Here is a 22853-nt window from a genome sequence, read left to right as displayed (position 1 = left end):
ATGTCGATACAATTAATTACATATTAAAGATAGTAATAATCAGAGATATATACAACGTTTCTAACCGAAAAGAGGCAGAATGCCGTGCAACGGTCTCAAGATGATAATCTCTATAAAAACAAAGATTGGTTGTCTCCCGACAACCAATCCTTTTCGTTAACCTTAAATCTAATACCATGAAAAACACACACCACAAAAGTATAAACTATTTTTTATTCCTGCAACATTTCTTCCTGTGAAATTTTATATATTTTTATAATTGACTGTTGGATAGAGTCTTTTAGTATGAACTTTTTTAGCCAAATTCACACTTTACAATGGTAATAAAGCTTATAGTAGAGGGGTGGATAGGTGTCGTAGTGACGTTTTTGTTCTGGCCATAGTCATGGTATTTGAGAGATGCTATTAAGCTATGTCGGTTAGTACTTCTCTATGTTAGCTATCCTCTCAAGGGCTTTGCGATCTAGTTTGCCATTCGCTAGGCGAGGTATCTCTGGGACGTAAATGATATCCTTAGGGCAGTGGTAGCATGGCAGATGAGATTTGAGAGAGCCCAAGAGCTGGGTCTTGTCTTGGCCACCCCTCTCTTCTAGGACGAGTATAAGAGCTTGTCCCAATCGCTGATCTCTCCGCCACGTTAGGGCTAGAGGAGCTGTGTGTAGCTGTGCTATTGCTTCCTCTACGAGTTCAAGCTGTATTTTGACCCCTCCGCTATTGATGATGTTGTCGCTTCTACCGAGTATCCGAAATCGTCCATCGGAGAGTAGCTCAGCGAGGTCATTCGTTTCTAGTGGCTCAGGGGTAATCAGTGGAGCCTTGATGCATAGTGTACCTCGGTCGCTAAGATATACCGAGATGCCCTCAAGGGGAGTGTAGTACGGGTTTGTATCTGTGCCACTGACTCTGCGCAGGGCTATATGAGATAGAGTTTCGGTCATTCCATAGGTCGAGTAGATCCCGTTCGGCAAAGTAGATAATTCATGTTCTAGTTCGGCGTCTAGACTGCTACCTCCTATGATTGTGTATTTGATGCGGCTTAGCTTATTCTTGGTTGTTGGGTCCCGAAGAATCTCTCTGGCTTGTAGTGGCACAATAGCAGCAAAGGTGATCTCCTCCTCAAGCTTGAGTAATGGGTTGGAGCGAGTGGGCTGTACGATGAGTTTCATGCCTGAGATCAGGCAGCGTACGACAAGCATCATAGCCCCGATGTATCTTAGGTCCATACATAGGAGAGCAGTGTCGGAGGCATTGAGCTCGAAAAAAGAGCAGGTGGCTCGGGCGCTCTGCATCATACGAGCCTTACTTACTCGTAGTAGTTTGGGTGCTCCTGTAGAGCCTGAGGTTTGCACAAGCATATATTCGTCGTCGCTCCACCATGTACGTAAGAAGTTCACCAGTGCAGCATCTTGATTCGCTGGCTCTGATGTAGGGAGGGTATCCGGGGTGTAGTATCGCTCACCTACACGCAGATGCTGATGGGTACGATCTAGATACATAGGTCGGGGGTGTACCAGAGCCTATCTCCGACTATGGAGATAGGCATTTGTATGTTGTTGCGATAAAGCATACCTGTACCTAGGCCTTGTGGCATACTTATCTGGTGGCAGGCAGACCATTGGGCTATAGCATTTAGGCCTATATTGCTTTCTAGGGCAGAGGTAATCCACCAGCCTATGCCTCGTTGCTGGGCGATATTAATCCACTCGTCACTGCCAGATAGCCCCCCGTGTAAGGAGGGTTTGAGTATGATATATTGAGGGACAATCTGCTCAAGCAAGTGAATTTTATCCTCGGCGGTATGATGCCCGATTAGCTCCTCATCTAGAGCGATAGGCAATGGGCTTAGGCTTGTAAGGCGAGCCATCTCCTCCCATTGTCCAGATCGTATGGGTTGTTCGATCGAGTGTAGCTCTAGCTCGTGTAGGCGTGAGAGCAAATCGAGTGCGAGCTCAGGGGAGAATGCTCCATTAGCATCTACTCGTAGCTCAATCTCTTTGGCAGAGAAGTGTCTGCGGATATGCCTGAGGAGAGATAGCTCTTCATCGAAGTCAATGGCCCCAATTTTCATTTTGATACATCTGAAGCCTTGTCGAATTTTCTCTTCTATTCTCTTGAGCATGGTAGTACGGTCGCCCATCCATATAAGCCCATTGATTGGTATTCCCGACTCCCCTCGAGAGAAGTCGGTGTCCCACAGTGCCCATGATCCACGCTCTAGATGTCGCTGAGCGGTTTCGAGAGCAAATCGGATAGAAGGATAGGGGCGTAGTAATTCGTCACTTGGGAGTGTACCTTTACGATTTACGTCTAGGCAGATGCGTCGCAATATCTCGAGGTAGTCAGGTGTCGCATCGCAGCTTAGATCTGGTAATGGTGCACACTCCCCAATCCCGACGTCCTCTGGCCGAGAAGTTGAGGACAGATACAAGTAATACACGTCACGTGTTGTGTACACACCTCGAGATGTGCCTGCTGGCTGATGGAAGATAAGCCGATAGGGTCTAATGGCTATGCTATACCTATTCATACCATATAGGGGAGATTATTGGGTAATGTAGGAAGAGTGCAGAGCTAGTCAGAGCTGGTCCTGCGCCTACTGCTAATCTCTGCAATTACGACTTGGGCGGCGAGATCGCTCGTGGAGGCTTTGCCTAGCTTGTGGCGTAACTCATTGATGCTATCGAGCTGTTGGCTGCGCTCGGAGCCGCCTTCCAGAATGGCTTTGAGGCGATGATAGATGCCCAAGGGCTCAACTTCGGAGCCGATTAGCTCAGGTACGGCCTCTCGACCTAGGATTAGATTGACTAGTGAGATGTATGGAACGGAGAAAAAAGTCTTCCAGGCCCACCTTGAGATCTTGAGCCCTCCCATGCGATAACAGACAATCTGTGGAGTGCCTAGCAGAGCTGTTTCTAGGGTTGCTGTCCCAGAGGTAACTAGGGCAGCCTCGCTCTGGGCGACAATGCTGTATGTCGCACCGAAGCGCAGCTCTACCTCGGGATAGTCGGCTAAATAGGGAGCATAGTCACTCGCCTCAAGCCCCGGAGCTCCAGCCACAATGACTTTGTAGCTACAGGCAAGCAGCTTCGTGGCTGCCAGCATTGTGGGGAGGTTGGCAGCTAGTTCCTGCTTACGGCTACCGCTTAGTATGGCGATTTGCCGATGTGTGCTAGGCAGGGCGGCCTGCTGCTCTCTTATCGGGAGAGTCGCATCGACACATGGATTACCTATATATTGGGCTCGCATACCATAGCGGCCAAAGAACTCTTGTTCAAAAGGCAGTATGCATAGTAGCAGGTCTGTATAGCGAGCTAGGCGATGAATGCGCCACTTCTTCCAAGCCCACAGTTTAGGAGCTATGTAATAGACGATGGGGCAGTCTAGATGTTCCTTGGCAAAAGGTAGAATGTAGCGTAGGTTGAAGCCTGCGTAGTCTACGGGAATAACGGCATCGGGGTTATAGGCTCGCATCATCTCCTGCACTAAATAGCCCGAGCTGCTAATCTTATCTAGGTTTCTCAACACGGGAATGAACCCCATGAAGGCCAATTCACGGTAATGGACTAGGGGAAGTTTCTCAGCCACCTCGGCCATGAGATCTCCCCCTACAAACATGAAGTCGGCTTTAGGATCAAGCGCTTTGATCGAGCGCATCAAGCGTGAGGCGTGTAGATCGCCCGAAGCTTCTCCTACGACCAAAAAGTAACGCATCGCATTCTCCTATTTCCTCTATGCTAGAGAACCATAACCCATACGCTCTAGCTCTACCAGACCATGATGATCGGTTTGGTCGAGCATCAGAGGAGTTAGGGTTGCATATCCCTCTCTCAGGAGCTCTACATCGGTAGGGCTGTGTCCTGCCTGTGGTTGCTCTTGGTAGCCTTGTAGCCAGTAGACCTGATGCCCTCGTGCATTGCTACTAGGCATATACTCATCTACGAAGCGGCTGATAGCTTGACGACAGACCTTGAGTCCTCTAGGCTTGCTCTTGGGTACATTGAGTGATAGCAGGCGGTTGGGAGCTAGGCCATGGTTGAGGACGTGCTTAACCACAGAGATGGAGTAGGAGATAGCATCGGCAAAGTCTGGACGCTCTGCAGTGTCGTCTAGTGATATGGCTAGGGCGGGCACACCTTGTATACAAGCCTCACGGGCTGCGCCAATCGTGCCAGAGTAATGGACGCATACGCCGTCGTTGCTCCCATGGTTGATGCCTGAGATAACCATGGAGGGGCGGCTATCGGCGAAGAGCGTATTGAGCGCTAGCTTTACGCAGTCTACGGGCGTGCCGTCTACACTGTATATAGTTAGGCGTTCCTCGCTGTGGCGAGGTTTGAGGCGTAGAGGTATGGTTGTCGTGATGGCAGATGAGAAGCCAGAGCGAGGACCATCTGGTCCAACGATCACTACCTCACCCAATGAGGTGAGTGCACGTGCTAGCTCCTGTAAACCGGGAGCACGAAATCCGTCGTCATTGGATAGAAGAAACCTGATTTGATTTGCCATGCGAGGTCTATTGATCAACTATTTGTTCTAGATTGATTTTGAAGTAAAGAGAGGTGTATGGAGCTATCGCACGGTTCTTGCCTTGCGCTCCATAGGCTAGGTACCATGGTATAGCTACCCCGACCTCATCACCCTCGACCATATTTTGTAGGGCGATCATCCAGCCATTGATTGTTCCATTGACTGATAGTGGGCTGAGGATCTCTTGGTCAGCATTGGTATCGAAGATGCCCTGCTGTCGTCCGCCGACCCAAGTGGTCAAGTAGTAGCCAGTGTAGCGCACGTACACATGATCTGTTAGCTTTGCCTTTCGCTGGCCATAGCCCTTTTTGACCCACTTGGCATACACATAGTTGTCCCCATATAGCCCGGGGGTGGTAATGCGTTTGTAGTCTGAACTGTCCTTGAAGGCATGGAATGTCCCCTCATCTCTGGCACGCTGCTCCAGAGTTGGATTGACCTCGTCGTTGCAGCCCGTAGACCCCAGCAGGAGGGCTAGGGCTATTGCGGCCGAATATATGGATTTGATGTTCATCGGATCTCGTTTTTATATCTGTTTGAGCAAGCTCTTCATTGCTACAGACTCTCCGATTACACGGGCAAGGTCTGCAATGGCGATACGCTCCTGCTGCATACTATCTCTATGGCGAATGGTTACCGTATTGTCCTCCATTGTTTGGTGATCCACCGTGATGCAGAATGGTGTGCCAATCGCATCTTGACGTCTATATCGCTTGCCGATAGAGTCCTTCTCGTCTAGCTGACAGTTGAACTCGAAGCGTAGATCGCTCACAATCTCTCTTGCCTTCTCGTCTAGACCGTCCTTGCGCACTAGAGGAAGTACGGCGAGCTTGACGGGAGCCAGTGGGGCTGGTAGGCGCAGTACCACACGAGTGTCGCCACCCTCTAGTACCTCTTCATCGTATGCACCACACATCAGACTGAGGAACATACGGTCCACTCCAATAGAGGTCTCTACGACGTAGGGGACATAGCTCTGACCTAGCTCAGGATCGAAGTACTGGAGCTTCTTGCCACTAAACTCTTCGTGACGCTTGAGGTCGAAGTCCGTACGGCTGTGTATCCCCTCCACTTCTTTGAAGCCAAAAGGCATCTGGAACTCAATGTCCGTAGCCGCATTGGCATAGTGCGCTAGCTTCTCGTGGTCGTGGTAGCGATACTTGTCGTTGCCTAGGCCGAGTGCTTGGTGCCAGCGTAGACGTACTTGCTTCCAGTGTTCGAACCACTGAAGCTCCTCGCCGGGGCGTACGAAGAACTGAAGCTCCATCTGCTCAAACTCTCGCATACGGAAGATGAACTGACGAGCGACAATCTCGTTGCGGAAGGCCTTACCAATCTGGGCGATCCCAAAGGGGATCTTCATACGACCTGTCTTCTGTACGTTTAGGTAATTGACAAAGATACCTTGTGCCGTCTCTGGACGGAGATAAACCTTCATCGCACCATCGGCCGTTGAGCCCATCTCGGTAGAGAACATGAGGTTGAACTGGCGCACCTCGGTCCAGTTACGTGTGCCACTGATAGGGCAGACGATCTCACAGTCGATGATGATCTGTCGTAGCTCCTCTAGGTTGCTATCATTGAGTGCTTGGGCAAAGCGACTATGCAGAGCATCGTATTTGGCTTGGTACTCTAGCACACGTGCATTAGTGGCACGGAACTGTGCTTCATCGAAGGCATCGCCAAATTTCTTGGCGGCCTTGGTGATTTCCTTGGCGATCTTCTCCTCGATTTTGGCTAGATGATCCTCGATCAGGACATCTGCACGGTAGCGCTTCTTGGAGTCTTTGTTGTCGATGAGGGGATCATTAAAGGCGTCTACGTGTCCAGAGGCCTTCCAGATCTTGGGGTGCATGAAGATTGCAGAGTCGATCCCCACTACATTATCTTGTAGCAGTGTCATTGCGTCCCACCAGTAGCGCTTGATGTTGTTTTTGAGTTCGCTACCGAGCTGTCCATAGTCATAGACAGCCCCTAGGCCGTCGTAGATTTCGGAGGAGGGGAATACGAATCCGTACTCTTTGCAGTGAGAGATCACTTTCTTGAATAGATCTTCTTGCTGTGCCATATTACCTTATTATATATACGTTTTAGTTGATTACACGACTTTCATAGAGCTTGATATTGTATCTAACCCCTTACGTTTTAACGGACAAAGATACGCATTATTATTGGCTTGTCTAGCTCGCCAGTAGGCCATTCCCGTGCATATTTGGAACGGTATTTACGTAATTTTCTTGTTTAAGTGAAAATTTTAGCATATATTTGCAATGGTATTTTACGAAAGTGTACCATTTTAACTAAGTAAACGTAATAAGATTTATGAGAAAGACAGTAATGGCAGCTCTAGTAATGGCTGCGGGTATTTGGGGCGCTCAGGCGCAGAGCGTTACTCCTCGAGTAGAGGTCGGAGCAGCGTTCTCCAATGCCAGTCAGAAGACTACTTCCGCCAACTCGACTACAGAAAACATCAAGATAGGTTTGCGAGCCGCCGCAGCAGCAGAAATAGCTCTAACGGATCCCGGTATGGCTACTTTTTACCTCGCTCCCGGTGTAGTCTACAAAATGGGTGGCTACAAGACTAAGTTTGTATCCGCCACAGAAACTACTCACAGTGTGAGTGTGCCAGTAAATATCGGTCTACGTGCCAACTTTATGCACAATCTAGGCGTTTCGGTAGAGCTTGGTCCATACTTTGCCTATGCTTTGTCTGGTAAGATGGAAACGAAGAAGGGACTCTCTCTAGACCTTTTCGGTGATGCTAGCAACCGTAAGCGCTTCGATGCAGGTGTGGGTATCTCTGCAGCTGTAGAGCTTAGCCGCTTCTATGTGCGTCTAGGGTCTGAGTTTGGTATGATCAATCAGTTCAAAAAGGCTCCAGAAGGCTATAGTCTGACTCAGCACAATTTCTATGCTACTGTAGGTATGCGCTTCTAGTTTTAGTGCGATCTCATTGGTAGCTCTACTATATTAAACATAAAGGGGGGGGGCTGTGGCAAAATTCATTTTTGCCGCAGCCCCTTTTGATATGTTTCATAATGTACAAAATGCAAGATGCTAAGACTGAGGCTGACGGGAGCACACTAAAGTATGTGACCGAAGCCGACGATGAAGTCCGCATGGAGCAAATGTCGCAAGCAGCACAGCAGTTTGCACATTATGATACACGGCCTTTCTTTTGTCCACTTACCTGCGATTTGGTTTTCGGCTATCTATGACAAAACTCAAGGCGGTAGGTTGAGTTCTCGGCCTACCGCCTTGGAGTAAGAGTAGCTGTGGAGTATTTACTCTGCTCTAACTGTAGAGGAAGCGCTTGATGCTTTGCTTCGGTGTCTTCTCAAATGGCTCGTTGCGTAGCTCGAAGCGCTGAATCTTCTCGTAGGCTCCTAGCTGATCGTTGAGGGCTGCACGGTGAGCTTTGATTACCTCCCACGCCTCACCCTCGGTGACACCTGCACTCTCGATAGCTGTGATATTGGGTACTATCAAAGCCTCTAGCTTGCCATCTCGCATGAGGACGATACTCTCTTGCACATAGGGGATTAGGCTGATTTTAGCCTCAATCTCTTCGGGGTAGATATTCTGCCCGTTAGCTCCTAGAAGCATTGTCTTGCTTCTGCCCTTGATGTATAGGAAATTGTCAGCGTCCATACTGCCGAGGTCGCCAGTTCTGAGCCAGCCATCTTCGGTGAAGAGGGCTGCCGTCTGCTCTTCGTTCTTGTAGTACCCAAGGCAGACGTTCTCTCCACGTACTTGAATCTCTCCCACGGGCAACCCTTTGGTATCTCTTGTAGTAGCGGTGACATTCGCGTTGCTGTCCTCTAGTGGTGCTATGCGGGCTTCCATGTAGCCACGTAGCACCTGTCCGCACGAGCCCACACGCCACTCTTTGGGCGGAATATAGCTGATTAAGGGAGCACACTCGGTCATGCCATAACCCACGGTAATGGGGAAGCCTATTTTCTTCAGGAATACCCCAACTTCTGGGTTAAGTGCTGCCCCACCTACGATCACTTCCCTAGTGCAGCCACCCAGTCCGTCGATGAGCTTCTGACGGATCTTCTTGTGGACGATGCCTTTGAGGATAGGCATACTGAGCATAAACTTGATTTTAGGCTGCTGGATAATCGGTAGGATCGCATTCTGATAGATCTTCTCTAGAACCAATGGTACCGAAACAACGATGTGAGGCTTGAGCTTCTTGAGTGCCTGCCCAAGGACCTTGGGAGTCGGCACTCGGCCTAGAATGGTAACGTGTACCCCTATAGTCATAGCTAGTAGCAGGTGTACCATGCAGCTATAAGTATGAGCTAGAGGGAGGAAGCATAGTAGCTCCTCTTGAGGGTGTAGGATCTTATTGTCCCGGCAGAACATCACATTGCCTGCGAGGTTATTACCCGTAACCATAACGCCCTTGCTGAAGCCCGTTGTCCCTGATGTATAGTTCAGTAGGAGCAATTCGCTATTGGGAGTATGGTAGTACTTGACATCTTCTCTGCCGTAGCCTTGTGGGTAACGCTCTGCCAGTAGTTTGGGTAGGCTGTCTACTAGTGTAGATAAATCTTGTAGCTCTCCTTGGCTCGCAAGAGAGACATTACTCTGTAGGTCTAGGACATGCTTGACCAAGGGTAGTTGCTTTAGGCTCATCTGCTCCCAAAGATTATCATTGACGAAGAGCAGGCTAGACTCGGAGTGGTCGATGATAGACATCGCATCTGCTGGTGCAAAGTCTTGCAGTACTGGTACGATCACAGCTCCATAGGTCACTGTAGCTAGGAATATGGTACACCACTCGGCTGTGTCTTTGCCCATCAGAGTGACTTTTTCGCCACGTTGTAGACCGACACGCTCGAAGAAGATGTGCCACTGAGCGATTCGTTCGCAAACTTGCTGATAAGTATAAGTTACCCCCTCGTAGTTGGATAGGGCTGGGCTGTCCCAGTATTTGACAAACCCCTCCTCATACAGAGAGATAAAATTTGTACTAACCATCTGTAAACTATGTATATTAAAGTCTTTATTTCAAATCCTCCACTAGATAGGGCGCCTTGCACACTAACTCTATTTCTGTGCAAAGATAGTGCATTTCGCTACTTCAGACAATTAGCCTCTATCTATCGAGGGATACAAGAGGGTAGAGATCGCCCTCGAAAGAGCCTTGTGTTGATACTCTTTTGTTGGCTTGTATGTAAGATGGCTGTCTGCCGATGTGTCCGCTTCGTCTAGAGCGGAAGTATAAGTTTTCTGTTGATTTTTGTTAAGATGTAAGCCCTTTTTCTAGGGTGAAGTTGGGAGTATTGGCATTAGATTATCCATACTTCTCTCAAAATTGAAGGACAGATTGTGGAGGATTGTAGGACTAATCGTTGAGGATATATCCTACAATCAGCCAAGATTGATGGGAAGGAAACCCGAAAGAATGTACGCTGACTTCCTGAATCGTAGTATTTTCTTCTTCTATTTGTCTGTTTATTAGTGTTTTGTGGCTTATACGTTTTGATCGGCTATTTAGACTCGTTTGGGTGCATGGCTCAAAACGAGCCCCAACGCAATCTAGAGCCTGTTAGAGGGCAAATATGATGTCTGATCTTTTTGCCCCAAGTTCGTCGGAGTTTCCTCATCAACATTCTGAAAACTGAGCTAAAATATAAATCTAGAGCATTTAGTTTAGATGCATCTTATCCCAAGTTTATAGGGCGTCTTGTGAGGGTATGGCCAACGGATAGGGTAGGGAGATAAGTTTTTTCACTGGTCAAGTTTATTATATGTCACGAAGTTAGGTTAAGGTTTGTTTTCGGAGCCTTATTATAACCTCAAAAATATGCTAGAGATGTTTTGGTAGTTTAGAAAACTGTATTACCTTTGCATTGCAAAACGAGGGAAGCCCCTCGGATTAATTGCGGAAGTAGCTCAGTTGGTAGAGCATAACCTTGCCAAGGTTAGGGTCGCGGGTTCGAGTCCCGTCTTCCGCTCTAGAAAAGGAAGGCCTCGGTCTTCCTTTTTTCGTTATAGCTCTTGGGCTAATAGTCTTGGCTCAAGCGTAATTGAATCAAGGAAATGACAACTAAGAACATTGCAATAGAGGATTATACCTACGAGCTCCCCGATGAGCGCATTGCCAAGTATCCCTTGGCGCAGCGGGATCAGTCCAAGCTCTTGGTCTATCAGTCTGGTCAGATTAGGGACCGACGTTTCGCCGATCTGCCCGATCTGCTACCTGCCGATAGCTTGCTTGTGCGCAACAACTCAAGGGTAATACGTGCACGTCTGCTCTTTCGTAAAGAGAGTGGCGCTCAGATTGAGATTTTCTGCTTAGATCCCTATCAACCTAGTAGCTATGAACTCGCTCTATCGGCTCGGCAGCGCTGCTCTTGGCACTGTATGTTGGGTAATGCTCGACGCTGGCATAGAGAGCAACTGCTTACCTTGGCTCTACATGTCGAGGATAGAGAGGTCGTGCATCTGCAAGCCGAGAGAGGAGAGGAGGGTGTCGTACATTTCTCTTGGGATAATGAAGCCTATACCTTCGGCGAATTGCTTGAGCTCATGGGGATCCTACCTATACCGCCCTACCTCAATCGAGAGAGTGAGCAGAGCGACTTGCAGACCTATCAGACGGTTTATGCTCGCCCGGAAGGATCGGTTGCCGCGCCTACGGCAGGACTTCACTTTACGGAGGAGGTTTTTCGACAGATAGGCGAGCGTGGTGTGTCGGTACTCGATGTGACGCTACACGTAGGGGCTGGCACCTTTAGGCCTGTTAAGAGCCGGACGATTGGGGATCACGAGATGCATCAAGAGCTCATCGTCCTAGAGCGCCAGACGATCGAGCGTCTATACCGTCACTCTGGGCCTATTATTGCTGTCGGGACAACCTCGGTGCGTACTCTAGAGAGCCTCTATCATCTTGGTGTTAGACTGCTACACTCGCCTAGCTTGCCCAGTGCAGATCTTGCGGTTGAGCAGTGGCAGGCCTACGAGTATGTGCACGAAAAAGCCCCCAGCGCCGAGCAGGCACTGAGGGCGATCTTGGATTATATGGAATGCAATGATTTAGGGACTTTAGTTTTCCCTACGGCCATTCTCATTGCTCCGGGGTACACATTCCGTGTGGTGTCTGGGATTGTAACCAACTTTCATCAGCCTAATAGCACGCTACTGCTGCTAATCTCGGCTTTTATCGCTGATGATTGGAGATCTGTCTACGACCACGCACTGCGACATGGCTATCGCTTCTTGAGCTATGGCGATAGCTCTCTACTACTACCCTAAGCCATAGGGTCTTCATCGGACGACGGCGCGAAAGAAGACCAATCCAACTCATCAAGAGGGGCAGGCATCTCACTACTAGGTGAGGTGTTGCCCCTCGATGCTTTGTGTAGTATATGTATCCGATTCACCTCGATCTCGGTGATATTGCGGCTAACACCATGTCGGTCGGTATCTCGGTAGTAACGTAGGCTGCCGAAAACCTCCAGCATAGCTCCCGAATGAACCTCGCATTCGATACTCTTGGCTACGCCGCCACGAGCCGAGAGCTGATGCCATAGCTTCAGCTCTCTCGTGCTTCCGTCTGGCTTGGGGAGATGTTCGATGGTCATTAGGCGGAGCCTTACCTCTAGGGCATCATAGCCGAAGTAGCGCACCTCGGGCTCTTCCTCCACGAGCCCTACTAGGTATACGTGATTGATAGATGAATGCTGTGACATAGTGTATGCTTGATTGGACATAGTCAATTTTAGAAGCCTTAAAGAGAGAGGGAAGCCATCAGTCTATTGCTTTAGATCTATGGCTTCCCTCGAGGTTGATGAACTCTTGGAACGATTACAGAGCGAAGGATTGTCCTTTGATGCGCTGCCAGCCGCCACGAGTGAAGTCGGGGAACTGTACTGGAGCTGAGTTATTCTCTAGTGAGATACGTGTGAGATCTCCGATGACAGACCACTCGGCTAGATCGTACACGTCCATATCTAGAGGAAGTCCCTTCTGTAGGCAGTAGATAAGACGATAGTCCATGATGAAGTCCATTCCCCCATGACCGCCAACTTGTTTGGCCTTCTCTACGATATCCTTGGCAATGGGGTGCTGGTATTGCTCCATAAGTGCCTTTTCTGTTTCCTTGCTTACGAAGTTGTGCTTGGTGAGATCTTCGTGATCGGGTACTGCGCTCTTGTTTTCTTCAGTGGGGCGCAGACAAATACCAGTTGTTGGGTATTTATTGGCAAAGCCGTCCGTACCGATAAGCTGGTACATACGGTCGTATGGGCGATACGAAGCGACGTTGTGCTCTAGGTAGATAGTCTTACCCTTGTTCGTTTTGATGAGTGTATGCGTCATTTCGCCATTCTTAAACTCGCCTACGGGCTCTCCACGTTGCTCTTCGATGTACTTGGGGATCGTTACCGCAGGTACGTCCATCGCTACGAGGTAGTCCATCTTGTCACCTCTGTGAATGTCTAGGGCGAAGCAAACTGGGCCGAGACCATGCGTTGCGTACACATCGCCACGGTGCTCCTTGTTGTACTGAAATCTCCAGTCTCCCTCGTAGTCTAGCCAGAAGGGTTCTAGGTTGTGAATGTAGGCGCCTTTGCCGCTAAGTACTTCGCCTAATAGACCTTTCTGAGCCATATTAAGGGTCGTCAGCTCAAAGAAGTCATAGACACAGTTCTCAAGCATCATGCAGTGGCGCTGTGTGCGCTCGGCTGTATTGACGACGTCCCAAGCCTCCTTGAGGTTCATCACGGCCGGCACTTCGCAGGCTACGTGCTTACCTTTATTCATGGCATAGATCATCATCTCGGCGTGATGCTTCCAGTCGGTTGCAATGTACACGAGGTCGATATCGTCTCTGTCGCAGAGAGCCTTCCAAGCATCTTGGCTACCGCTGTATTCAGCTGCCTCTGCCTTACCAGCACCCTTGAGGATCGCTTGCGACTTGGCTACACGCTCTGGATGTAGGTCACAGAGAGCCTTGACCTCTACGCCATCGAGGTGCGTGAAGCGACTCACAGCGCTTGGGCCACGCATACCAAGGCCGATGAAGCCAATGCGTACCACTGGGATTGGGTCGTGGCGTAGCTGGAGCACGTCCTTCTGACCTTCTGGTCTAGCAGGCACCTCAGTCGGGATTAGATAGCTCATTTGCTTCTCCTCTTGTTTAGGAGCGCAACTAGCGAGTGTGCCGATGAAGGTAAGCCCCAGCATCGCCAGTGTCGCAATCTGTTTGATCGTTTTCATTGAAAATAGAGTTTGAGTAATTAATAATTTAGGTTGTGTTATAGCCTCAATGGTCAAACTCGCTGGTAAAGTGGAACCGAATAGCAGGGAAATCCTGCTGGGCCATCGAGAGTACATAGCTAGAGTCGGCTAGGTAAACATCTCGACCAGCCAAGTCTTTGGCCATATATTGTGCCTTGCGACGCTTGAAGTTCTCCAAAGCCTCGGCATCATCGCTCTCTATCCAGCATGCCTTGTATAGGTTAATAGGTTCCCAACGACAAGCTGCGCCGTACTCGTGTAGCAGGCGATACTGAATGACCTCGAATTGCAGCTGCCCAACCGTGCCGACCACTTTGCGCCCATTGAACTGATTGGTGAAGAGCTGTGCCACGCCCTCTCCCATGAGTTGATCCAACCCCTTAGCCAGTTGCTTGGTCTTGAGCGGATCTTGATTTTCGATGTACTTAAAGAGTTCTGGAGAGAAGCTAGGTAGCCCCTTGAAGTGCAAGATCTCTCCTGAGGTAAGTGTGTCGCCAATGCGGAAGTTGCCCGTATCGGGTAGACCAATGATGTCACCCGCAAAAGCCTCCTCGACGGTTTCTTTGCGCTGTGCCATAAAGGCTGTTGGGCTACTAAACTTCATTACCTTGCCTAGACGTACATGGCGGTAGCCTGCATTGCGTTCGAAACGGCCCGAACAGATCTTCACGAAGGCGATACAGCTTCGGTGGTTAGGGTCCATATTGGCGTGGATCTTGAAGACAAAGCCCGTGAAGCCCTCTTCGTAGGGAGAGACGGTTCGCTCCTCAGCTTTGACGGGTTGGGGCGATGGAGCGATGTCGATGAAGCAGTTGAGTAGCTCCTGCACACCGAAGTTGTTGAGAGCCGAACCAAAGAATACGGGGGCTAGCTCACCACGCAGATAGGCTTCACGCTCAAACTCTGGGTAAACACCGTCTACGAGCTCAAGATCCATGCGTAGCTTATCGGCAAGATCCGAGCCGATGTGCGCCTCAAGGTCGGGTGAATTGATATCAGCGATAGCCACGCTCTCTGTAATGCGTTGCTTATCGGGCGTAAAGAGGTTCAGCCCCTGCTCATAGATATTGTACACGCCACGGAAGCGAGCCCCCATGTCGATCGGCCACGAAAGCGGACGAACCTTGATTTGTAGCTCGGCTTCCACTTCGTCTAGTAAGTCAAAAGGATCACGCCCCTCACGGTCAAGTTTATTGATATAAACGATCACTGGCGTTTTGCGCATGCGGCAAACCTCCATCAGCTTGCGGGTTTGTGCTTCTACCCCCTTGGCTGAGTCGATAACAATGATTACACTATCCACAGCAGTAAGCGTACGGAAGGTATCTTCGGCGAAATCTTGGTGACCGGGGGTGTCTAGGATATTAACCTTATGGCCACGATACTCAAAGCCCATGACCGATGTGGCCACCGAGATACCACGTTGCTTCTCAATCTCCATCCAGTCACTCGTGGCAGTTTTCTTGATTTTATTGCTCTTGACGGCTCCTGCCACATGAATAGCTCCCCCGAATAGCAGCAGCTTCTCTGTCAGAGTTGTCTTACCGGCGTCGGGGTGACTGATGATGGCGAAGGTACGCCTCAGATCTATTTCTTCTTTATATTGACTCATATTATTGGGTTATTTCGTTTGGTCTTTGCCTGCTAGAGCTAGATGTTTGAGCAGGCTGTCTACGCCATCAGTCCAGTGCCGAGGTTCAATGTCATAGTCTGCTCGGATAGCTTCTTTGCTCAAAACGCTGTAGGCTGGTCGAGCGGCTGGGGTGGGGTAGTCTTGAGTTGTGATAGGGAGTACGGTGCATTTCGTCTTGCCACTTCCTTTAATCGCGTAGTAAGCTAGGTCATACCAACTGCACACCCCCGCATCGGTGTAGTGCAAGTAGGGGCGACTGAAGGCACCACGCTCCAAAGACTGCTGTGCGATGCGTACGATAGCCTCGGCGAGGTTGGGGGCATACGTGGGTGAACCGATCTGATCGGCCACGACTTTTAGTTCTTTTCTCTCATCTGCTAGTCGTATCATCGTGAGCACGAAGTTCCGTCCGTAAGGAGAGTAGAGCCAAGCTGTGCGTACGACTAGCCCTCTGGAGCCGAGAGTTTGCACAATAGACTCTTCGCCCAATCGTTTAGTTCTACCATATACTCCGAGCGGATTGGTAGGAGCATCTTCGGTATACGGACGGGAAGCAGCTCCGTCGAAGACATAGTCGGTGCTGACTTGTATCATCATATAGCCTAGACATTGGCAAGACTCCGCAATCAGTCGGACGGCTTGATGGTTGAGTCGATCGGCAATCTCACTCTCCCCCTCGGCTAAATCCACGGCAGTATAGGCAGCACAATTGACTACAAGCGTTGGTAGCTTGGGCGTGAGTGTCTCGGCAAATCTGTCTAGACTATTCGGCTCGCAGATGTCTAGTTCCTTGACGTCGGTATAGACGAACTCAATGCTTGGGTAAGAGGAAGCAAGTGCTTGGATAGAACGCCCTAGTTGCCCCTGAGCTCCGGTGATGATGAGGCGATAGGTCTTATTCATTGGCCTCTGGGTTTTGCTCCGCCTCCTGCTCTAGCTTGTACTTGTGTGCAAGCATAGCGAGGAAGGCGCTGATTTGTCTCATAGACTTTTGGGTTTCTTCACCGATAGACTCTCCCTTGAGTGCAAGCGTAAGGTAGCCATAGATGGCATTGAAACAGGTTTCAAGATCCCCGACCTCGTGTCCCGCACTCTTGCCTCGCAACTGAATGACAGCAGGTAGGACTTGATAGTGTAGCCCAGCGTAAACATAGTCGTTGGGATTGGCCAGTAGTCTGCGATGTAGATCCTCCAGTTGCATCAGGACGATGCGGTTGATGTCTAGGTGACCGCTGTCTTGCTTCCCTTCGGTGCGCATCATGTCTGCCAGTTCGCTGTACCACTGGCGGATCTCTTGCTTGACCTTATCGTCTACATCGTAGCGGGGCAGAATGAGCTGTTCAATGCGGTCAATGTCGCACCCTGCGGCACGTATCAAATCCTCTACCTGCCACATATATAGCAGGTATTCGCAGATATTCTCTTGTTTTTTAGCTCTAGCGATGATCATTGTCCTAGGGGGTATTACGTCTTAGACTGCGAGCGAGCTCTTCGTCTGCATCATGCTTGGCTGGTTCTATGCCTAGTAGCTGACAAACCAAGGGGTACAGCGTGATGTTGGGAATGGGTTCGTCTATATGTCTTCCCCTCTCGAAGCTAGGCCCCACAGCCTTGAATAGGGCAAGCATCTCGTGGTGTGCATTGTCAAATCCATGTCCTGCGGCGATGCGACTGATGCGCTTTCGATTGGGCTGGAAGTAGATCTGAGTCCCCAGATCTGCCATTATAACCAACTCGCCAATGCGTGGACTAGACCCGAAGTGTAGGCGTTTGGGGAGCTCACCTCGGCGGTAAACTCTGATGTGTGGCACTTCTCTGAGGATTTGGTAAGCCGTTTCGGCGTAGCCATCCTTGGGGTAGAGGTGCGTAAAAGGTCCTGTTGAGACGTGCTTGAAGCTATCAAGTGGTAGATAGTCGGCTAGGTTGACCTCCTTAGATCTGTCGTAGGTTGCCATGCCATGATCTGATACTAGGATAAAATCAACCTTTGAGGCAATAGGTAGCTGAGCCAAACGCTCTCTGAAGTAGCCTACCACCGAGTCTACCAGACGGATCATTTGCTTTGTTTCCTCCCCCTCTGGGCTATAGTGATGCCCCGTATGATCTGGTTCCTCGAGGTACCACATCACGAGACGAGGACGCTCTGCAATGGGGAGCTGCAACCAGCTGATGACGGAGTCTGCTCTATTGCGGTAGGGTACATTACTATCAAATCTTTTCCATATATCGGGTTGATGCCCTCCTACTGCAGTTTCGCTTCCTACCCAGAAGAAGCTAGCAGAGCGCAGGCCTGCTCGGCGGGCAGTGTTCCATAGTGGTTCGCCGAAGTAGAATATTGGGTTTTCCACTGCGCTGCGCTTCCCTATTTTATAGTGGTTGCCTTGCTCGTCCCAAAATTCATTGCCTACAAGGCCGTGGTTGTTGGGGTGTAGACCCGTGGCCATAGAGTAGTGATTGGGAAAGGTTAGTGAAGGGTAGCAGGGGCGAAAAGTACCAGATAACCCCTCTTGGTCGATGGCATCAAGGCTGGGCGTATGTGTTTTACTCTGATAGTCGTGTCTGAAGCCATCGAGAGATAGCACCACCACATATCTATCTGCTGGTAGGCTTTGCTCTAGTTCGTAGGCCCTGTTACTCTGCGCTCCTCTACTAGAGAATCCCATGAGGGACGCTAAGCCCAAGGCGCTACAGAAGAGTAAACTTTTAATTTTCATATCGCTCGAATCTCTTATTCTTAATTGTTTATAAATTGATGCCAAAATTTCTTACAAAAATAGCATTTTTCCAGATACCTGCTTGCTAGGAAACAGTGGAATAGATGTGTCTAGTACAGTCTGTCGGTTACGTCGATCTGGATGTTTGCTCGGGATCCTTATAGATATATGCTGGGCTCTAACCTTTTCTTGGCTTACAATGGCCTCTCAGTACTCCGTACTCGCTAGTGCAGTCAAATGGGGGTGTGTCGAAAACTACATTCGACACACCCCCACTCTAGTTAGATGAGCTACTCGGAGCTATTAGATACGGTCTTTAGAGCCTAGTACGTTTTCGATCTTGTGCATGTATAGCTTCTTGAGTGCATCGCGAGCTGGGCCAAGGTACTTACGTGGGTCGAACTCCTCTGGCTTGTTGGCGAATACGTTGCGGATAGCAGCAGTCATAGCCAAACGACCGTCTGAGTCGATGTTAATCTTGCATACTGCGCTCTTGGCAGCACGACGGAGCTGCTCCTCGGGGATACCTACTGCATCCTTGAGGGCACCGCCATACTTGTTGATCGTAGCCACTTCTTCCTGTGGTACAGAAGATGCACCGTGTAGTACGATTGGGAAGCCGGGAGCTTGCTTCTCGATTTCTTCTAGGATATCGAAGCGCAATGGGGGTGGTACAAGTACACCATTGGCATCACGCTCGCACTGCTCTGGAGTGAACTTGTTGGCACCGTGAGAAGTGCCGATAGAGATAGCCAGAGAGTCTACACCAGTCTTGGTAAGGAAGTCTACCACTTCCTCTGGCTGAGTGTAAGTGTGGTGCTCTGCTACTACATCGTCCTCTACGCCGGCTAGGATACCGAGCTCACCCTCTACGGTCACATCGTGCTGGTGTGCGTACTCTACTACAGACTTAGTTAGTGCTACGTTCTCGTCGTATGGTAGGTGAGAGCCGTCGATCATCACAGATGAGAAGCCCATCTCGATACAGCTCTTACATAGCTCTAGGCTGTCACCGTGGTCTAGGTGTAGGGCAATCTGTGGGTTGGGGCAACCAAGTTCCTTGGCATACTCTACCGCACCCTGAGCCATGTAGCGAAGAAGCGTCTGGTTGGCGTACTTACGAGCTCCGCTAGACACCTGTAGGATCACTGGCGACTTAGTTTCTACTACAGCACCGATGATAGCCTGTAGCTGCTCCATATTGTTGAAGTTGAAAGCAGGGATAGCATAGCCACCCTTAACGGCCTTGGCGAACATGTCGCGTGTATTGACAAGACCTAGTTCTTTGTAACTAACCATTGTTGTTTGAATTAACTATATTACTTGTTCTTAGTTATCCTTTTAGCTTTGGCAAAGATACACAATTAAAATGAAGTATCCTGCTAGTTAATTAAGTTTTTTATTAGGAAACTTCCCACTCCTCTTGTCCAAGTCTACTTATCCTTACCTCTGTTTGATTAGCCTAGCTCTAGGATTGCTGTCAGTGGAGCTCTGCACCAGTGTATACAGAAGCTCCCTTGCTGCTCCTCGCTAATGAGTGAGGCTGCAAGGGTGCTCATGTAGTTTCGTGCCAAGTAATGGTCTGGACCCTATTTGATTTTGTACGATGAGCGTACGGTCACACTCGCAGTTTTGAGTTTGGAGGAGGTATTGAATGTGCCACCCCAGCTGTAGTCTTCCTCGCTATTGAGCCCAACAATCTGGAAGACTCCCATCGTCGAGGAGGCAAGGTCGGATAGACTGCTGTTGCTACCCTCGGCGATTGTTTTCGCTCTTGCATAGGCATTCTGAGAGGCTTCTTGTAGCATCTCCATTTTGAGTGTATTGATCTGCGTGTAGTAGTAGCGAGGTGCTCTAGCTGTGAAGTTGACACCCTGCTTGAGTAGCTCAGAGATCTTTTGGTAGATGACCTCTACATTGTCTACATCGTTGGAGCTGACGATGATTTCACTTGAGAGCTGAATGCCCCTGAAGGTGCGCATATATTTCTGTGTATTGTCGTCGTAGTACTGATCGTACTCGTTGCTCACGTTGGTGCTGGAGTAGCGGATTTGCTCCTCGGTAATGCCACTTGCCATCAAGTACTTGACTATTTGTTCTCTATTGCTTTGGTGCTCGTTGTAGGCAATCTCCTGATTGGAGTTGAGTGCCGATACATCTATTGTCCAGACGATTAGGTCACTCTTGATGTTACGCTCGGCGACACCCGTTACGGTGATCTGGGGCGATCCACTTCTGAAGTGCTTGATCCCAACCGATAGTAGCCAAGCACTGGCGATGATGGCCAGCGAAGCTACCATAACTAGCACTAATTTAGTTTTTTGCATAGTAGTGAATTTTTAATGTGATACTTAACCATAAAATCAATGTATGAATAGGGTAGATGTCTGTACCCACGAAAAACACTGCTAAGGTATTAGAAATTTGTCAAAATTGATGAAGATCTAGAGTGAGTGTATGTCAAATCTTTTGAGTGTCTATCTATTTCTGCTAAGCGGATGCGTTGCATACAATAAATAAGGGGCTGTGGCAAATACGAATTTTGCCACAGCCCCCTTTATGATGACACATTTAATCTAGTCGAGCATATCTCGGTATTTACGGTCGATCTCTCGTCTAGCTGCTTCGGTTGGCTTGAAGCCTTCGTTGGTGTCAAGTTGGTCTAGTAGTTCCTTACCACCTCCCTCTAGGGTCTCGGGTATATATACGTTTACGTTGACCAATAGATCTCCTCGCCCATAGCCATTGACCTCTGGTAGACCCTTACCTCTCAGGCGCAGTATTTTGCCCGGTTGAGTCCCCGGTTCGATAGTTACACGAGCACGTCCCCCAATCGTTGGCACCTCTACTGCACCACCCTTGATGGCATGAGGGACAGAGATGAGTAGGTTGTAGATGAGGTCGTTGCCATTGCGAATGAGATTGGGATCCTCTTCTTCCTGTATGATAACGAGTAGATTCCCGTTTACGCCACCTGCTGGGGCTGCATTTCCCTTGCCCGGCACAGTGAGCTGCATGCCCTCGGCTACACCTGCTGGTATGCGAAAGCTAACGATCTCCTCCCCAATCTGAGTTCCCTTGCCTTGGCACTGAGCGCAGGGTTTAGTAATCACCTCGCCTTGGCCTTGGCATGTAGGGCAGACACTCTGCGACTGCATTTGGCCGAAGAAGGTATTTTGCATCTGCATTACCACGCCACGCCCTTGACAGGTTGTACAAGTTTTGCGCCCATCGGGCTCGGTCGTGCGCTCGCCGTGACAGCGTGAGCAGTGTACGTACTTCTTGACCTTTAGTTTCTTCTCTACACCCTGCTCGATCTCCTCGAGATTGAGCTTGACCCGTGCTCTGAGATCGGAGCCACGTGGGGTCTGATGACCTCCGCCACCGAATCCGCCGAAGCCACCAAATCTATCGCCGAATAGGTCGCCGAAACGACTGAAAATATCCTCCATAGACATGCCACCTCCGAAGCCTCCTCCGCTGGCAGCACTACTACCTACACCGGCGTGGCCGAATTGGTCATAGCGAGCTCGCTTCTGAGGATCGCTCAAGACGTCGTAAGCCTCTGCTAGTTCCTTAAACTTCTCCTCAGCCTCTTTGTCGCCCGGGTTTTTGTCTGGGTGATACTTGATGGCGAGCTTGCGGTATGCTTTTTTGAGGGCCTCGTCCGTAGCCCCTTTGTCTACGCCGAGGACTTCGTAGTAATCTCTTTTTTGTGACATCTCTTAGTCCTCCTTTCTTTATTGACCTACCACAACACTCGAGTGGCGAAGTACCTTATCGTTGAGTGTATAGCCCTTCTTGACGCAGTCGATGACCTTGCCTTTGAGCTCTTCACTGGGAGCAGGGAATGTGGCGATCGCCTCGTGTAGCTCCTCGTCGAAGCTAACTCCTGCCGTTTCGATAGGCTTGATGCCTTGGCGTGAGAGGTAGTCTGTGAATTTGCTATATATAAGTCGTATGCCCTCCTTGACGGCTTCCATATCCTCTGCTGTGTCGATGTTGGCTAGAGCAATGTCTAGATCGTCCACCACTGGGAGTAGCTCGCGCAGGACTTTCTCGCCACCATTTCGGATTAGGTCGCTCTTCTCCTTGAGGGTACGCTTGCGGTAGTTGTCGTACTCCGCCATGAGGCGCAGATGAGTGTCGTTGAGCTTCGCCAGCTGTTGCTCTAGGCTCTCCTCTGTGGCTGTCGAGTTGTCAGCTTCAGCGGTCATTTCTTCCGAGTTGGCTGCTTCCGCCTGCTCATTTGTCATATTGGTATCTAGCTGGTCTTGCAGCCCATCTAGCTCGGTTTGCTTAGTTTCTTCGTTCATTATCTCCTTATTCTTAATATTATATCGTTCTCTTAAGGTTTGCAAAGGTATGTGATTTTGCAAACCTACTGCCCTAGAAGGAGCAAATATGATACCATAGCTCATATTGTAAGGCTGTAGACTCGTGCTTAGATTGAGCAGCTGACTTCTTGCGTCTTGCCTTTTTTGCTCGGAGATCCAATTCTCGATGATAGACTCTCCTTGAGCCTATTGCACAATCGCCCCTTCGTCGCCTCAGTTCCTTCGAGTCGTGTTTTTGTTGCTTGAGGCAGTGTTTTTCAACTTGGGTATCCTCCCCCTTTACCCTGACCTTGTGAGCAATGGGCTACAAGGTCGGGCATTTTGTGCTTATTTGGCTGCTTGAAGCACAAGCAGCCCTGGCATACGTTTGAGATTGTACGCCAT

The 22853-nt window shown here is 49.6% G+C and carries 20 protein-coding genes and 1 tRNA gene; 4 read left to right on the top strand and 17 right to left on the bottom strand.

The window, feature by feature from the left end; all coding sequences use genetic code 11:
• Window positions 1–419: 419 nt before the first annotated feature.
• Genes HQ41_RS03950 through HQ41_RS03925 form a run of 6 tightly spaced genes read right to left on the bottom strand, consistent with a single transcriptional unit; the run spans window position 420 to window position 6595 of the window.
• Complete coding sequence (locus tag HQ41_RS03950) at window positions 420–1496, bottom strand: AMP-binding protein (protein WP_044188220.1); 1077 nt, start codon at window positions 1494–1496, stop codon at window positions 420–422.
• On the bottom strand, window positions 1487–2527 hold the full coding sequence (locus HQ41_RS03945; protein WP_044188217.1) for an o-succinylbenzoate synthase: 1041 nt from the start codon (window positions 2525–2527) through the stop codon (window positions 1487–1489). The genes HQ41_RS03950 and HQ41_RS03945 overlap by 10 nt, the downstream gene beginning before the upstream one ends.
• Window positions 2528–2571: 44 nt before the next feature.
• Window positions 2572–3711, bottom strand: coding sequence for a lipid-A-disaccharide synthase (gene lpxB, locus HQ41_RS03940; RefSeq protein WP_044188215.1), 1140 nt, complete (start codon window positions 3709–3711; stop codon window positions 2572–2574).
• 18 nt (window positions 3712–3729) lie between these two features.
• Window positions 3730–4506, bottom strand: coding sequence for a 5'/3'-nucleotidase SurE (gene surE, locus HQ41_RS03935; protein WP_044188213.1), 777 nt, complete (start codon window positions 4504–4506; stop codon window positions 3730–3732).
• Window positions 4507–4513: 7 nt separating this feature from the next.
• Window positions 4514–5041 carry an FKBP-type peptidyl-prolyl cis-trans isomerase gene (locus tag HQ41_RS09290; protein ID WP_052405274.1) on the bottom strand — a complete coding sequence of 176 codons (528 nt, stop codon included), beginning with the start codon at window positions 5039–5041 and terminating at the stop codon, window positions 4514–4516.
• Window positions 5042–5053: 12 nt separating this feature from the next.
• On the bottom strand, window positions 5054–6595 hold the full coding sequence (locus tag HQ41_RS03925) for a glycine--tRNA ligase (RefSeq protein WP_044188211.1): 1542 nt from the start codon (window positions 6593–6595) through the stop codon (window positions 5054–5056).
• A gap of 254 nt (window positions 6596–6849) precedes the next feature.
• Between HQ41_RS03925 and HQ41_RS03920 the strand changes: the two genes are divergently transcribed.
• Together HQ41_RS03920 and HQ41_RS09710 are read left to right on the top strand one after the other, a co-directional pair.
• Complete coding sequence (locus tag HQ41_RS03920) at window positions 6850–7464, top strand: porin family protein (protein WP_044188209.1); 615 nt, start codon at window positions 6850–6852, stop codon at window positions 7462–7464.
• 110 nt (window positions 7465–7574) lie between these two features.
• Window positions 7575–7745, top strand: a complete 171-nt coding sequence (locus tag HQ41_RS09710) for a hypothetical protein (RefSeq protein WP_235316902.1) — start codon at window positions 7575–7577, stop codon at window positions 7743–7745.
• A gap of 76 nt (window positions 7746–7821) precedes the next feature.
• On the opposite strand, the gene HQ41_RS03910 is transcribed toward HQ41_RS09710, so the two are convergent.
• Complete coding sequence (locus HQ41_RS03910) at window positions 7822–9519, bottom strand: AMP-binding protein (RefSeq protein WP_044188203.1); 1698 nt, start codon at window positions 9517–9519, stop codon at window positions 7822–7824.
• Between the two features lie 907 nt (window positions 9520–10426).
• Between HQ41_RS03910 and HQ41_RS03905 the strand changes: the two genes are divergently transcribed.
• Window positions 10427–10499 (top strand) — tRNA-Gly (locus HQ41_RS03905).
• An 85-nt stretch (window positions 10500–10584) separates the two neighbouring features.
• Window positions 10585–11799: an S-adenosylmethionine:tRNA ribosyltransferase-isomerase gene (locus HQ41_RS03900; protein WP_044188200.1), complete on the top strand. Its 1215-nt coding sequence runs from the start codon at window positions 10585–10587 to the stop codon at window positions 11797–11799.
• Here HQ41_RS03900 and HQ41_RS09285 read toward each other — a convergent pair.
• The 10 genes from HQ41_RS09285 to HQ41_RS03850 all read right to left on the bottom strand — a co-directional run bounded on the left by HQ41_RS09285 (window position 11796) and on the right by HQ41_RS03850 (window position 22448).
• Complete coding sequence (locus HQ41_RS09285) at window positions 11796–12236, bottom strand: single-stranded DNA-binding protein (protein ID WP_052405272.1); 441 nt, start codon at window positions 12234–12236, stop codon at window positions 11796–11798. The genes HQ41_RS03900 and HQ41_RS09285 overlap by 4 nt on opposite strands.
• A gap of 115 nt (window positions 12237–12351) precedes the next feature.
• Entirely contained in the window at window positions 12352–13764 is a 1413-nt protein-coding gene (locus tag HQ41_RS03890; protein ID WP_052405271.1) for a Gfo/Idh/MocA family protein, read from the bottom strand.
• Window positions 13765–13810: 46 nt separating this feature from the next.
• On the bottom strand, window positions 13811–15397 hold the full coding sequence (locus HQ41_RS03885) for a peptide chain release factor 3 (RefSeq protein ID WP_044188197.1): 1587 nt from the start codon (window positions 15395–15397) through the stop codon (window positions 13811–13813).
• Window positions 15398–15406: 9 nt separating this feature from the next.
• Window positions 15407–16321, bottom strand: a complete 915-nt coding sequence (gene rfbD, locus HQ41_RS03880; protein ID WP_044188194.1) for a dTDP-4-dehydrorhamnose reductase — start codon at window positions 16319–16321, stop codon at window positions 15407–15409.
• On the bottom strand, window positions 16314–16868 hold the full coding sequence (locus HQ41_RS03875) for a DUF4924 family protein (RefSeq protein ID WP_044188190.1): 555 nt from the start codon (window positions 16866–16868) through the stop codon (window positions 16314–16316). The genes rfbD and HQ41_RS03875 overlap by 8 nt, the downstream gene beginning before the upstream one ends.
• A 4-nt stretch (window positions 16869–16872) precedes the next feature.
• On the bottom strand, window positions 16873–18132 hold the full coding sequence (locus tag HQ41_RS03870) for a nucleotide pyrophosphatase/phosphodiesterase family protein (RefSeq protein WP_044188188.1): 1260 nt from the start codon (window positions 18130–18132) through the stop codon (window positions 16873–16875).
• Window positions 18133–18435: 303 nt separating this feature from the next.
• A complete protein-coding gene (locus HQ41_RS03865) occupies window positions 18436–19431 on the bottom strand; it encodes a class II fructose-bisphosphate aldolase (RefSeq protein WP_044188186.1) in 996 nt (331 codons plus the stop codon).
• Window positions 19432–19721: 290 nt separating this feature from the next.
• Window positions 19722–20459 carry an SIMPL domain-containing protein gene (locus HQ41_RS03860; RefSeq protein WP_044188183.1) on the bottom strand — a complete coding sequence of 246 codons (738 nt, stop codon included), beginning with the start codon at window positions 20457–20459 and terminating at the stop codon, window positions 19722–19724.
• A gap of 249 nt (window positions 20460–20708) precedes the next feature.
• Complete coding sequence (gene dnaJ / locus HQ41_RS03855) at window positions 20709–21854, bottom strand: molecular chaperone DnaJ (RefSeq protein WP_044188179.1); 1146 nt, start codon at window positions 21852–21854, stop codon at window positions 20709–20711.
• An 18-nt stretch (window positions 21855–21872) separates the two neighbouring features.
• Window positions 21873–22448 carry a nucleotide exchange factor GrpE gene (locus tag HQ41_RS03850; protein ID WP_044188222.1) on the bottom strand — a complete coding sequence of 192 codons (576 nt, stop codon included), beginning with the start codon at window positions 22446–22448 and terminating at the stop codon, window positions 21873–21875.
• Window positions 22449–22853 lie beyond the last annotated feature (405 nt).

The organism is Porphyromonas sp. COT-290 OH860 (assembly GCF_000768935.1).
Lineage (GTDB): Bacteria > Bacteroidota > Bacteroidia > Bacteroidales > Porphyromonadaceae > Porphyromonas.
This window is presented reverse-complemented; position numbering and strand designations above follow the sequence as displayed.

Coding starts and splice junctions, on each gene's coding strand:
- HQ41_RS03950 (WP_044188220.1), bottom strand. CDS start 1,496: ATGTATCTAGATCGTACCCATCAGCATCTGCGTGTAGGTGAGCGATAC.
- HQ41_RS03945 (WP_044188217.1), bottom strand. CDS start 2,527: ATGAATAGGTATAGCATAGCCATTAGACCCTATCGGCTTATCTTCCAT.
- lpxB (WP_044188215.1), bottom strand. CDS start 3,711: ATGCGTTACTTTTTGGTCGTAGGAGAAGCTTCGGGCGATCTACACGCC.
- surE (WP_044188213.1), bottom strand. CDS start 4,506: ATGGCAAATCAAATCAGGTTTCTTCTATCCAATGACGACGGATTTCGT.
- HQ41_RS09290 (WP_052405274.1), bottom strand. CDS start 5,041: ATGAACATCAAATCCATATATTCGGCCGCAATAGCCCTAGCCCTCCTG.
- HQ41_RS03925 (WP_044188211.1), bottom strand. CDS start 6,595: ATGGCACAGCAAGAAGATCTATTCAAGAAAGTGATCTCTCACTGCAAA.
- HQ41_RS03920 (WP_044188209.1), top strand. CDS start 6,850: ATGAGAAAGACAGTAATGGCAGCTCTAGTAATGGCTGCGGGTATTTGG.
- HQ41_RS09710 (WP_235316902.1), top strand. CDS start 7,575: ATGCAAGATGCTAAGACTGAGGCTGACGGGAGCACACTAAAGTATGTG.
- HQ41_RS03910 (WP_044188203.1), bottom strand. CDS start 9,519: ATGGTTAGTACAAATTTTATCTCTCTGTATGAGGAGGGGTTTGTCAAA.
- HQ41_RS03900 (WP_044188200.1), top strand. CDS start 10,585: ATGACAACTAAGAACATTGCAATAGAGGATTATACCTACGAGCTCCCC.
- HQ41_RS09285 (WP_052405272.1), bottom strand. CDS start 12,236: ATGTCACAGCATTCATCTATCAATCACGTATACCTAGTAGGGCTCGTG.
- HQ41_RS03890 (WP_052405271.1), bottom strand. CDS start 13,764: ATGAAAACGATCAAACAGATTGCGACACTGGCGATGCTGGGGCTTACC.
- HQ41_RS03885 (WP_044188197.1), bottom strand. CDS start 15,397: ATGAGTCAATATAAAGAAGAAATAGATCTGAGGCGTACCTTCGCCATC.
- rfbD (WP_044188194.1), bottom strand. CDS start 16,321: ATGAATAAGACCTATCGCCTCATCATCACCGGAGCTCAGGGGCAACTA.
- HQ41_RS03875 (WP_044188190.1), bottom strand. CDS start 16,868: ATGATCATCGCTAGAGCTAAAAAACAAGAGAATATCTGCGAATACCTG.
- HQ41_RS03870 (WP_044188188.1), bottom strand. CDS start 18,132: ATGAAAATTAAAAGTTTACTCTTCTGTAGCGCCTTGGGCTTAGCGTCC.
- HQ41_RS03865 (WP_044188186.1), bottom strand. CDS start 19,431: ATGGTTAGTTACAAAGAACTAGGTCTTGTCAATACACGCGACATGTTC.
- HQ41_RS03860 (WP_044188183.1), bottom strand. CDS start 20,459: ATGCAAAAAACTAAATTAGTGCTAGTTATGGTAGCTTCGCTGGCCATC.
- dnaJ (WP_044188179.1), bottom strand. CDS start 21,854: ATGTCACAAAAAAGAGATTACTACGAAGTCCTCGGCGTAGACAAAGGG.
- HQ41_RS03850 (WP_044188222.1), bottom strand. CDS start 22,448: ATGAACGAAGAAACTAAGCAAACCGAGCTAGATGGGCTGCAAGACCAG.